Source organism: Protofrankia sp. CiP1_Cm_nod3, from assembly GCF_982290655.1.
The window spans coordinates 1-11032 of the sequence record NZ_CEVIVD010000051.1; the positions used below are offsets into that span (position 1 = coordinate 1).

At 68.7% G+C, this 11032-nt stretch carries 12 protein-coding genes and 1 pseudogene; 1 reads left to right on the forward strand and 12 read right to left on the reverse strand.

The genetic code is table 11. The annotated features are described in order from the left end of the window. The first annotated feature begins 268 nt into the window (after positions 1-268). Complete coding sequence (locus AC5LUJ_RS11985; protein ID WP_250281292.1) at positions 269-841, forward strand: cob(I)yrinic acid a,c-diamide adenosyltransferase; 573 nt, start codon at positions 269-271, stop codon at positions 839-841. 93 nt (positions 842-934) lie between these two features. Here the strand turns inward: AC5LUJ_RS11985 and AC5LUJ_RS11990 are convergent, their stop codons facing one another. The 12 genes and pseudogenes from AC5LUJ_RS11990 to AC5LUJ_RS12045 all read right to left on the reverse strand — a co-directional run. Continuing rightward, on the reverse strand, positions 935-1204 hold the full coding sequence (locus AC5LUJ_RS11990; RefSeq protein WP_250281291.1) for a F0F1 ATP synthase subunit epsilon: 270 nt from the start codon (positions 1202-1204) through the stop codon (positions 935-937). Positions 1205-1240: 36 nt separating this feature from the next. Continuing rightward, positions 1241-2683: a F0F1 ATP synthase subunit beta gene (gene atpD, locus AC5LUJ_RS11995; RefSeq protein ID WP_250281289.1), complete on the reverse strand. Its 1443-nt coding sequence runs from the start codon at positions 2681-2683 to the stop codon at positions 1241-1243. 329 nt (positions 2684-3012) lie between these two features. Further along, positions 3013-3909 carry a F0F1 ATP synthase subunit gamma gene (locus AC5LUJ_RS12000; protein WP_250281287.1) on the reverse strand — a complete coding sequence of 299 codons (897 nt, stop codon included), beginning with the start codon at positions 3907-3909 and terminating at the stop codon, positions 3013-3015. A 3-nt stretch (positions 3910-3912) separates the two neighbouring features. Further along, positions 3913-5565, reverse strand: a complete 1653-nt coding sequence (atpA, locus tag AC5LUJ_RS12005; protein WP_250281285.1) for a F0F1 ATP synthase subunit alpha — start codon at positions 5563-5565, stop codon at positions 3913-3915. 77 nt (positions 5566-5642) lie between these two features. Continuing rightward, positions 5643-6488, reverse strand: a complete 846-nt coding sequence (locus tag AC5LUJ_RS12010) for a F0F1 ATP synthase subunit delta (RefSeq protein WP_250281283.1) — start codon at positions 6486-6488, stop codon at positions 5643-5645. Positions 6489-6491: 3 nt separating this feature from the next. Beyond that, positions 6492-7082, reverse strand: coding sequence for a F0F1 ATP synthase subunit B (locus AC5LUJ_RS12015; protein WP_250281281.1), 591 nt, complete (start codon positions 7080-7082; stop codon positions 6492-6494). A 15-nt stretch (positions 7083-7097) separates the two neighbouring features. Next, positions 7098-7343, reverse strand: coding sequence for an ATP synthase subunit c family protein (locus AC5LUJ_RS12020; RefSeq protein WP_250281278.1), 246 nt, complete (start codon positions 7341-7343; stop codon positions 7098-7100). 64 nt (positions 7344-7407) lie between these two features. Beyond that, the gene (gene atpB / locus AC5LUJ_RS12025) at positions 7408-8274 is read right to left on the reverse strand and encodes a F0F1 ATP synthase subunit A (RefSeq protein ID WP_250281276.1); all 867 of its coding nucleotides are present in this window, start codon (positions 8272-8274) and stop codon (positions 7408-7410) included. Between the two features lie 510 nt (positions 8275-8784). Continuing rightward, entirely contained in the window at positions 8785-9054 is a 270-nt protein-coding gene (locus AC5LUJ_RS12030) for an AtpZ/AtpI family protein (protein WP_250281274.1), read from the reverse strand. Then, positions 9051-9491: a Cg1360 family ATP-synthase-associated protein gene (locus AC5LUJ_RS12035; RefSeq protein ID WP_250281273.1), complete on the reverse strand. Its 441-nt coding sequence runs from the start codon at positions 9489-9491 to the stop codon at positions 9051-9053. The genes AC5LUJ_RS12030 and AC5LUJ_RS12035 overlap by 4 nt, the downstream gene beginning before the upstream one ends. After that, complete coding sequence (locus AC5LUJ_RS12040) at positions 9488-10597, reverse strand: MraY family glycosyltransferase (RefSeq protein ID WP_250281270.1); 1110 nt, start codon at positions 10595-10597, stop codon at positions 9488-9490. Before AC5LUJ_RS12040 ends, AC5LUJ_RS12035 begins: the two co-directional genes overlap by 4 nt. Before the next feature lie 20 nt (positions 10598-10617). Continuing rightward, positions 10618-11032, reverse strand: a pseudogene (locus AC5LUJ_RS12045) (serine hydroxymethyltransferase); the annotation flags it as partial.

Genomic DNA, 11032 nt, shown 5'->3' on the forward strand with positions numbered 1-11032 from the left:
GCGCCCCACCGCGGAAATCCCGTGACCGCCATTCCCGTACCGGGCGTTTTCGCCATGGGGAAAAATTCGTTCAAATACCGATAAAGGACGCGGGATGCCCGCCCGGCGCGGGGACGAACCACCAGCCCGGCATGATCGGATGCCGCTGGTCAGCGGCTCGGAGGGCGGCGCGGAATCCACTCGGCGCGCCCCGCGCCCCTCCCGGAAAACCCGCGGTCACAGCCGCTCGCGCGCCTGCGCAGCGGTGGAGCGCCTACAGTGTGGCGACATGGCCATCCACCTGACCCGGATCTACACGCGGACCGGGGACGACGGCACGACCGCGCTCGGCGACACCTCCCGGGTCCGCAAGACCGACCCGCGGCTGGCCGCGTACGCGGACGTGGACGAGACGAACTCCGCCATCGGCGTGGCGCTGGCCCTCGGCGCCCTGCCCGAGGACGTCCGGGCGGTGCTGGCCCAGGTGCAGAACGACCTGTTCGACCTCGGCGCCGACCTGTGCACGCCGGTCGCGGACAACCCGTCGTTCCCCCCGCTGCGGGTGAGCCAGGCCTACATCGACCGCCTTGAGGAAGCCTGCGACCGGTACAACGAGAACCTGCCCAAGCTGAACTCGTTCATCCTGCCGGGCGGCTCACCCGGCGCGGCCCTGCTGCATGTCGCGCGGACGGTGGCCCGCCGTGCGGAACGCTCGGCCTGGGCCCTGCTGGCGGACGACCCGGACCGCACCAGCCCCCTGCCCGTCCGCTATCTCAACCGCCTTTCCGACCTGCTGTTCATCCTTTCCCGGGTCGCCAACCCCGGCGGCGACGTCCTCTGGCAGCCCGGCGCGGGCCGCTGACAACCCAACAGCCGACAACGCAACAAAGGCCGGTGGTGACGTGGTTGTGGTTCTCCGCGTCGCCACCGGCCTTCTCGCTGCCGCTGGTCCGGGTCAGGTGGTGGGGGCCGACAGGGTCGCGTGCTCGGCGAGAATGCTCACGCCCTGGTCGGTCACGGACAGAAAACCGCCGTCGACGGCGACGGTCAGGGTCTCGCTACCGATTTTGACCCGCACCTCACCGCCCTGGACGAGAACTCCGAGCAACGGGACGTGCCTGGGCAGCACCCCGATCTCACCCTCCGTGGTCCGGGCGATGACCATGTCGGCATCCCCTGACCACACCTCCCGCTCCGGCGAGACGATCGCTACCCGTATCGGCATCGCGCTGCCGTCCTTCCTGCCGTCACATCATTCACGTCAGAGGAGTTCCTTGGCTTTCTTCTCGGCGTCCTCGATACCGCCGCACATGAAGAACGCCTGCTCGGGGAGGTGGTCGTAGTCGCCTTCGGTCAGCTTCTTGAAGGATTTGATCGTGTCCTCGAGCGGGACGAAGGTGCCCGGGATACCGGTGAACTGCTCGGCCACGAAGAACGGCTGCGACAGGAAGCGCTGGATGCGCCGCGCCCGGTTGACGAGAATCTTGTCCTCCTCGGACAGTTCGTCGATACCGAGAATGGCGATGATGTCCTGCAGGTCCTTGTAGCGCTGCAGGATGCGCTGCACCTCGCGGGCGACGTCGTAGTGCTCCTGCCCGAGGTAGCGGGCGTCGAGGATGCGGGAGCTGGAGTCCAGCGGGTCGACGGCGGGGTAGATCCCCAGGTCGGAGATGGCCCGCGAGAGCACCGTGGTGGCGTCGAGGTGGGTGAAGGTGGTGTGCGGCGCCGGGTCGGTGATGTCGTCCGCGGGGACGTAGATCGCCTGGAGCGAGGTGATCGAGTGGCCACGCGTCGAGGTGATCCGCTCCTGCAGGACGCCCATCTCGTCAGCCAGCGTCGGCTGGTAGCCCACCGCGCTCGGCATCCGTCCGAGCAGGGTGGAGACCTCCGAGCCGGCCTGGGTGAACCGGAAGATGTTGTCGATGAACAGCAGCACGTCCTGCTTCTGGACGTCGCGGAAGTACTCCGCCATGGTCAGCGCCGCGAGCGCGATCCGCAGCCGGGTGCCGGGTGGCTCGTCCATCTGGCCGAAGACCAGTGCCGTGTCGTCGATGACGCCGGCCTCGGTCATCTCCAGGAACAGGTCGTTGCCCTCACGGGTGCGCTCCCCCACCCCGGCGAACACCGAGACACCGCTGAACTGCTTGGCAACCCGGTTGATCATTTCCTGGATGACGACCGTCTTGCCCACACCGGCGCCGCCGAACAGGCCGATCTTCCCACCGCGGACGTAGGGCGCCAGCAGGTCGATGACCTTGATCCCGGTCGGGAACATCTCCGTCTTCGACTCGAGCTGGTCGAAGGCGGGCGCCGTGGCGTGGATCGACCGGCGTACGTCGGTGTCGACGCTGGGGACGTCCAGCGGCTCGCCGAGCACGTTGAACACGTGCCCTCGGGTGGCGTTGCCGACAGGGACGGTGATCGGCGAACCGGTGTCCCGGACAGGCGCCCCACGGACCAGACCGTCGGTCTGCTGCATGGAGATCGTCCGTACGGTGTTCTCACCGATGTGCTGCGCGACCTCAAGGGTGAGGGTCGCGGTCTGTCCGTTGATGGTGCGGTCGACGCGCAGCGCGCGGTAGATCTCGGGGATCTCCTCGGGTGCGAACTCCACATCGACGACCGGGCCGATTACACGGGCGACCCGGCCGATCCCAGGGGCCTTGCCCTCCGCCGCGGCGGGCGAGGTGGTGGTGACGGTCATGGCGTCCTCAGTTCCACTTGTGCCCTGCGGCTACCGGCCGTTACCTGAAGGATGCCAGCAGCTTTGGGCGGTTTCACTTGTGCCCCGAAGTCACCGGCCACTCCGTGTGGATGCCCGCAACATCAGGTTTTGTTGATCTTTTTGGTTGTGATGATCGTCGGTGCCGGTGCTTCCCTCGGGACCCGTCCACACGAGAGGCATGGCCGCGCCGCCTTCAAGTTCCGTTGTGCCTCCGGCCGCGCGGCAGACGTCATCGCGCCGCTCCCGGCCAGGCTTCCTCCCCTGGCCTGAAGGCGGTGCGACGAGCAGAGCGTCGCACCGCCTTCAGCCTATGAGGCCTGAGCGAGCGCGTTGGCGCCTCCGACGATCTCCGATATCTCCTGCGTGATCGCGTCCTGGCGGGCGGCGTTGGCCCGCCGGGTGTAGGTCTTGATCAGCTCGCCGGCGTTGTCGGTCGCGGACTTCATCGCCCGCTGCCGCGCCGCCGACTCGGATGCCGCGGATTCCAGCAGGGACGCGTACAGCCGGCTTTCGACGTATCGCGGCAGCAGCGCGTCCAGGACGCCTTCGGCGGACGGCTCGAACTCGTACTGCGGGAGCGGGCCACCGGGCGGGGGCTCGGTGGTCTTCTCCAGCACCAGCGGAAGGATGCGGTGAGCAGCCGGCCGTTGCGTCAGCGTGTTCACGTACTCGGTGAAGACCAGGTGGATCTCGTCCACGCCACCGGCCTCACTCGACGCGACGAACCGCGCGATGAGCGCGTCGGCGACTTCCTTGGCGTTGTCGTAACCGGGCTGCTCGGAGAAGCCGGTGAACTCCCCGGCCAGCTCCCTGCCACGGAACCGGTAGTAGGTGACGGCCTTGCGGCCGACCGCGTACAGGACCGTTTCCTTGCCCTCGGCGCGCAGCAACTCCAGCAGCTCACCGGTGCGACGCAGCACATTGGCGTTGTAGCCGCCGGCGAGGCCACGGTCACTGGTGATCACGAGAACCGCCGCGCGGCGAGCCTCGGCGTGCTCGGTCGTCAGCGGGTGGCGGACCGTGGTCTGCGACGCGACCGCGGAGATCACCCGGGTGATCTCGTCCGCGTACGGCCGGGACGCGGCCACCCTGGCCTTGGCCTTGACGATCCGGGACGCCGCGATGAGCTCCATCGCCCGAGTGATCTTCTTGGTCGACTGCACCGACCGGATGCGGCGCCGGTATTCACGGAGCTGGCCGGCCATGGCTTAGTCCTCGTCCCGCGGCTGCGACCGGTGCACCTTGATCGACTCCTGCTCCACCTCGGAGGGGTCGAGGGTGTCCGGCACCGGATCGTTGATCAGAGGCTGACCGCCGGAGAGCGCGAACTCGGTCTTGAACTTCGCGATCAGACGCTCGAGCGCGGCGAGGGTGTCGTCGTCGAGCTTGCCGGTCTCGCGGATCGTCTTGAACAGCCCCGGCCGGGCCCGGTCGATGAACTCGAGGAACTCGCTCTCGAACCGGCGGATGTCAGCGATCTGCACCTCGTCGAGGTGGCCGGTCGTCCCCGCCCAGATCGAGACGACCTCGCGCTCGACCGAGAACGGCTGGAACTGCGGCTGCTTGAGCAGCTCGACCAGGCGCGCGCCCCGGTCGAGCTGGGCGCGTGACGCCTTGTCCAGGTCGGAGCCGAAGGCCGAGAACGCCTCCAGCTCACGGTACTGGGCAAGGTCGAGACGCAGCCGGCCGGCGACGGACTTCATCGCCTTGACCTGGGCGCTGCCACCCACCCGGGAGACCGAGGTGCCGACGTTGATGGCCGGCCGGACACCCTGGTTGAACAGGTCGGTCTCGAGGAAGATCTGCCCGTCGGTGATGGAGATGACGTTCGTCGGGATGTAGGCGGAGATGTCGTTGCCCTTGGTCTCGATGATCGGCAGACCGGTCAGCGACCCGCCGCCGAGCTCGTTCGAGAGCTTCGCGCAGCGCTCGAGCAGCCGGGAGTGCAGGTAGAAGACGTCGCCGGGGTAGGCCTCACGGCCCGGCGGGCGGCGCAGCAGCAGCGAGATGGCCCGGTAGGCCTCGGCCTGCTTGGACAGGTCGTCGAAGACGATCAGGCCATGCTGGCCGTTGTACATCCAGTGCTGGCCGATCGCGGAACCGGTGTAGGGCGCGAGGTACTTGAAACCGGCCGGCTGGTCGGCGGGAGCGGCGACAATGGTCGTGTAGGCCAGCGCGCCGGTCTCCTCCAGGGTGTTCAGAACGTCCCGGATCGTCGACTTCTTCTGGCCGATTGCCACATAGACGCACTTGACCTGGAGCTTCGGGTCCCCGGTCGCCCAGTTCTCGCGCTGGTTGATGATCGTGTCGAGGGCGACCGAGCTCTTGCCGGTCTGCCGGTCGCCGATGATGAGCTGGCGCTGGCCACGCCCGATGGCGGTCATCGCGTCGATGGCCTTGATGCCGGTCTGCAACGGCTCCTTGACCGGCTGGCGCTGCACGACCGTGGGCGCCTGCAGCTCAAGGGCCCGGGTCTCGGTCGAGACGATCTCCCCGAGGCCGTCGATCGGGCGGCCGAGGGGGTCGACGACCCGGCCGAGGAAGCCGTCCCCGACCGGGACGGAGAGGATCTCGCCGGTGCGGCGGACCTCCTGGCCCTCCTCGATGTGCTCGGACTCACCCAGCAGAACGCAGCCGATCTCGCCCACGTCCAGGTTGAGCGCGAGGCCGAGCACCCCGCCGTGGAACTCCAGCAGCTCGTTGGTCATGGCGTGCGGCAGGCCCTCGACCCGCGCGATGCCGTCGCCCGCGACGACGACCCGGCCGACCTCCTCGCGCTCTCCGGCTGATGCCTGGTAGGAGTCGACGTAGTCCCGGAGGGCGGCGCGGATTTCCTCCGGTCGGATGGAGAGCTCAGTCATCGCTTTGGTCCTTCAACAAATGGTGCGGGCACGTCCCGCAGATCGGGCGGCGAGATCTGGATGTCCACGGGAGCGCCCTACCTCAGCAGTCGCCGGCGTGCGTCGGTGAGGCGGCGCAGGACACTGCCATCGACCACCTCGTCACCGACCCGCACGACGACGCCCCCGAGAACAGCGGGGTCGATGTCCACCTGGAGCTGCACGTCACGGCCAAAATAACGGCTGATCGCCGTCCGCAGCCGGTAGATCTGGTCGCCCGCGAGCGGGACGGCGCTCAGCACCACCGCGACCAGACGGTTACGCCGGGCCGCGGCGATCGTGGTGAGCTGCTCGAGCCTGCGCTCGAGGTCGCCATGGTAACGTTCGGTAACCGCACGCTGGATGAGCCGGACGGTCACGGGGTGGGCCTTGCCGTCCAGCAGCCTGGCCACCAGCGCCTGCTTGGCCGATGCCGGGGCGGCCGGGGCGCTCAGCGCCAGCGACAGCTCCGGCGTCCGGTTGAGCAGCCGGCCGAAGCGGAACAGCTCGTCCTCGACGTCGTCCAGGACGTTGTTGCGCTGCGCCTGCGCGAGCAGGACCTCGACGGCGAGCTCGGCCAACGCCTGCTGGAGGTCCAGCGGCCGAGCCCAGCGCCCGGCCGCCGCGACCTGCACGATCTCCAGTGCCGTTGGCGAGATCTTCGAGCCGAACAGCCTGGCCGCGAGCTCGGAACGGGCCGATCCGGGCATGCCCGGATCGGTCAGCGCGCGGCGGACGACCAGCTCGCGGTCGAGCAGGTCCACCACCCCGTCGAGGTCGTCCGCGAGCCGGGCGAGGTTGGGGGCGGGCCGCGAGCCGGTCGCGGTACCCGGCGGCGGGAGCGCGGTCAGCTCGTCGAGCCGAGCCCGCGCCACCGCCAGTGAACGACGGCTGGATCCGTCCACGGCTCAGCCTCCCGGGCCGGCCGGCGCCGGGACCGTCGTGCCGTCCGCCGGATGCTCCAGCCCGGCGATGAAGTCGTCGATGAGCTGCCGCTGACGGTCGTCCCGCTGCAGCTCGTGACCGACGATCTTGGTGGCGAGCTCAAGTGCGATCTCGCCGATCTCGCGCCGGATCTGGGCGACGACCTGGGCCCGCTCGGCGGCGAGCTGTGCCTCGCCACGGGCCTTGATCTCGGCGACCTCCTCGCCGGCCTGCGCGCGCAGCGAGTCGAGAATCTGCTGCCCCTGCTCACGGGCGTCCTGGCGGATGCGCCCCGCCTCGTCCTGGGCCTCGGCGAGCTGCCGGCGGTAGGACAGCAGCAGGTCCTCGGCATCCCGCTGGGTGCGCTCGGCGCGTGCCAGGCTGCCCTCGATACGGTCGCTGCGCTCGGCGTAGGTCCGCTTGATCTGCGGGTAGACCTTCCAGAAGAAGAAGGCCACCAGCAGGCCGAAGGCCAGGGTGCCGATGAGCAGCTCGTTCAGCGGCGGGACGAGGACGTTCTCGTCCGAGTGCCCGGCGCCCTCCTCGGCCGCGAGCAGCAGTGTCGTGATAGCCACGGTGTCTCCCCCGGCTTAGGGGAAGACGAACGGGACGACGAAACCGATCAGGGCGAGTGCTTCCGCAAGCGCGAATCCGATGATCATGTAACGGAAAGCGACCTGCTCGGCTTCTGGCTGCCGGGCGATGGCCTGTACGCCCAGCCCGAAGATAAGGCCGATACCGATGCCCGGCCCGATGGCCGCGAGGCCGTAGGCCACCGCGCCGAGAGAGCCGCTCACCTGGTCGGCAGCAGCAAGCACCACAGTGGTGTCTGCCATGTCATTATTCCTTTTCCAGTCGGGCACCGCGACCTGCCGCGGTGCTGATCGGGGTGTCCGAACCTTATGCGTGTGCCGCGGCGGACGCGCCGCTGACGGCGGGCACCTGGTCGGCCGGGTGCGAGCTGTCGTGCTCGTCCCCGTGCTCCTCAAGCGCGCCGCCGATGAAGGCGGCCGTGAGAATCGTGATGATGTACGCCTGCAGGAAGTCAATGATGAGCTCGAAGCCGGTCAGCACGATCGTCATGAGCAACGAGGCGACACCGAAGACGAAAGGTGGCTTCGGCAGCAGGTACTCCGCGCCGAGCGAGAACACCAGCAACAGGATGTGGCCGGCGAACATGTTCGCGAACAACCGGACCGCCAGCGTGAACGGGCGTACGACCAAGGTCGACAGCAGCTCGATCGGCCCGAGCAGCAGCTTGACCGGGAAGGGTGCCGACGGCGCCGGATTGACCATGTGGCCGAAATACGCCCGGGCGCCGGCGGTCCTGATACCGGCGTGGTTGAACAGCACGTAGGTGATGGCGGAGAGAACGATCGGAACCGCTATCCGCGAGGTCGGCGGGAACTGGGCGCCGGGGATGATCGCAAGCACATTGGAGATCAGCACGAAGCTGAACAGCACCACCAGGTAGGGCGTGTATGTCCGCCCCTTCTCCCCGATGACGTCCCGGGCGATCGAGATGTCGATGAAGTCGTAGATGGACTCACAGACGTTCTGCAGCCCGCGTGGCACAACCGTCGCGCGCCGGAAACCCAGCCAGAAGACCACACCGACGACGAGCGCGGCGAAGATCCCCAGAGCGGTCCCCTTGTTCAGGTAGAAGTCGACCGGCCCGAGATCGACGTCGAACCAGTGGGGTGTCTGGAACACCTCCTTGGTCGGGCCGTGGAAGCCCTCGTCCGCGAGGACCGGGGGGACCGGCACGACGTACACCTCCAAGATCGAAATACACTCTCACCAGCGGAAAAGAGACGCAGCCGTACCGGCGGCGGTATGGGCTCACCCTATCTGGTCCAAGCGGACAGCCATGCCCGGCGCGGGTCGCATCCCACTCGGGCACCTGGCATACCAGACATGACGATCACCGGACGCAGCCAGCCGCCAGGCACGACCATCTATCGATACCCTATGATCATGAACTGACAGGACCGCCAAGAGATACGACTCACACCGGATGTCAGCAAGCCAACACTCGACACTGGCGATACTATCCACACCCCGGCGCCATCGGCATCAAGTCCGGGCCGAGCAGAGGTTGCTCACTCGCCCGTTCACACAAACGGCACCCGAACGTTTCCTGTCGGCGCCCCAGGATGGACGCTACGGATCCATGTGATCACACAGCGCAGCAGTCCGCGCCTGCCCGGCGGGCCAAAGGACTATCGATCATGACCGGTGTACACCCGGGAAGCATCCGCACCGCCGGGCCCGGGGTCACTGGCGCCGCATCGCCCGATAGATCACAAGATAGATCGAGGCCCCCATCCCGACGACAACGCCCACCGGCAGGAAGACCGTGCCGATACCGGTGACACGGTCGATCCCGTAGCCGACCAGCCCCCAGAAGCCGGTACCGGCGAGCAGCGTGCCGAACGCGCTCCACATCTCGCCGGAGATCAGGCCGGGCCGGTACGGACGACGCGGCCCACCACCCGCGCCGGAGCTGTTTCCGGCGTCCCCGGGGGTGTGTTCGGCGTCGCTCACGTATTCAGGGTGTCACGTGGGGAGTCGCCCTGCCCGCGGAAGGTGTCCGGGTCGTAGAACGGGACCCGGGTGTGGGTGGCCACCCACAGCTCGGCACCGACCCAGCCGAGAACACCCACCAGGACGGCCCAGGAGAAGGCGATCAGGTCGACGTCCTCGGAGCCCTCCAGAGCCACCAGCAGAACACCCAGAATAATGACCTTTAGCAGATAGGTGCCCAGCGCCGCGGGCAGCACCATCGCCCGCATCCGGCGGGCGACAACGCTTATCGCGACCTTGCTCGCCGTGAAGAACAACCCGACAAGAGCAAGACCGGCGGCGACGGCGGCGAGCCCGTCCGCGCCACGGGCGAAGCCGGCGACCGGCAGCGCCGGGACCGCGACAGCGGCGAGCACCAGCAGACCGGTTCTGATCGTCCGTCCAGCGGCGGTGATCATGCGCGCCGCGCGGATCGTTGACCGGCCAGCAACAGCACCAGCAGCCCCGCGAGACCAAGGCCCACAACGGTGGCGAGGATCGGCAGCGGCTGCCGGGCAAAGGACGCGGCGACCCCGCCGAAACCGAGCAGCGCCGCCCAGAAGTACATGATGAGCACGGCCCGGACGTGGGATTTCCCGATTTCCAGCATCCGGTGGTGCAGATGCATCTTGTCCGGGGCGAACGGGGACCGGCCGGCCCTGGTCCGGCGGACCACCGCCAGCCCCAGGTCGATGAAGGGCACTGCGAGCACCGCCAACGGGATGGCCAACGGGATCAGGGACGGCAGGGAGCGGGACGGCCCAGCATATCCGCCATAGGCCACCTGGCCCGTCACCGAGATCATGGAGGCGGCGGAGAGCAGGCCGACCAGCATCGAGCCGGAGTCCCCCATGAACAGCCGCGCCGGGTTGAAGTTGTGCGGCAGGAAGCCGACGCACACACCGGCGGTGACGGCGGCCAGCAGCGCGGCCGGCGCGGCCCGGGAGAAGTGGTTGATAACGGCGACCTCGTAGGCGAAGTAGAACGTGGCGCCCGCCGCGATGGCCGCGACCCCGGCGGCAAGACCGTCCAGCCCGTCGATGAAGTTCATGGCGTTGACCAGGATCACCGTGGCGAGGATCGACAGCGGCACGGCCGTCTCCGGCCCGAGGCTGAAGGTCGTGTCACTGTCCGGGTTCACCGCGAAGGACCACTGGATGCCCAGCAGCACCATCACCCCGGCAGCCACGACCTGGCCCGCGAGCTTCGTCACCGGATCCAGCGGCCACCGGTCGTCCACCACGCCGAGCAGGCAGATCAGCGCGCCGGCGACCAGCACCGCGTGCGGCTCGGCCCAGTCCGCGGAGACCGCGGAGAGGAACGGGAGCTGGTCGGCGACGAGCAGCCCGGCGGCCAGCCCGGCGAGCATGGCCAGGCCGCCCAGCCGTGGCGTCGGCACGGCATGGACGTCACGGTCCCGGACACCGGCGACCGCGCCGATCCGGACCGCGAAGCACCGCGCGGCCGGCGTGCACAAAAATGTGATCGCCGCCGACACGGCGAAGACGAGCAGATACTCCCGCAATCTTCTGACGCACCCGCTTCTTACCGAGGGTAGACGGGGTGCCGGGCCGTCAGGGCGGTGACGCTGGCGGCCACGTCGGCGGCCGAGCCGGGGTCGCCGATGACACGGGCGATGAGCGCGGCGATGTCCTTCATCTCGCCCTCCTTCATGCCCTGGGTGGTCACCGCCGGGGTACCCACCCGGATCCCGGAGGAGACCGCGGGGGGCTGTGGGTCGTACGGGATCGCGTTCTTGTTCAGCGTGATGCGGGCGGCGTCGCAGCGGGCCTCCGCCTCCTTGCCGGTGACCCCGAGCGCGCGCAGGTCGAGCAGGGCGAGGTGGGTGTCGGTGCCGCCGGCGACCGGGCGCACCCCTTCGGCGGCGAGCGCGTCCGCGAGCGCCTGGGCGTTACGGATCACCTGCTGGGCGTAGTCCTGGTAGGCGGGGGTCGCGGCC

Coding starts and splice junctions, on each gene's coding strand:
- AC5LUJ_RS11985 (WP_250281292.1), top strand. CDS start 269: ATGGCCATCCACCTGACCCGGATCTACACGCGGACCGGGGACGACGGC.
- AC5LUJ_RS11990 (WP_250281291.1), bottom strand. CDS start 1,204: ATGCCGATACGGGTAGCGATCGTCTCGCCGGAGCGGGAGGTGTGGTCA.
- atpD (WP_250281289.1), bottom strand. CDS start 2,683: ATGACCGTCACCACCACCTCGCCCGCCGCGGCGGAGGGCAAGGCCCCT.
- AC5LUJ_RS12000 (WP_250281287.1), bottom strand. CDS start 3,909: ATGGCCGGCCAGCTCCGTGAATACCGGCGCCGCATCCGGTCGGTGCAG.
- atpA (WP_250281285.1), bottom strand. CDS start 5,565: ATGACTGAGCTCTCCATCCGACCGGAGGAAATCCGCGCCGCCCTCCGG.
- AC5LUJ_RS12020 (WP_250281278.1), bottom strand. CDS start 7,343: ATGGCAGACACCACTGTGGTGCTTGCTGCTGCCGACCAGGTGAGCGGC.
- AC5LUJ_RS12035 (WP_250281273.1), bottom strand. CDS start 9,491: ATGATCACCGCCGCTGGACGGACGATCAGAACCGGTCTGCTGGTGCTC.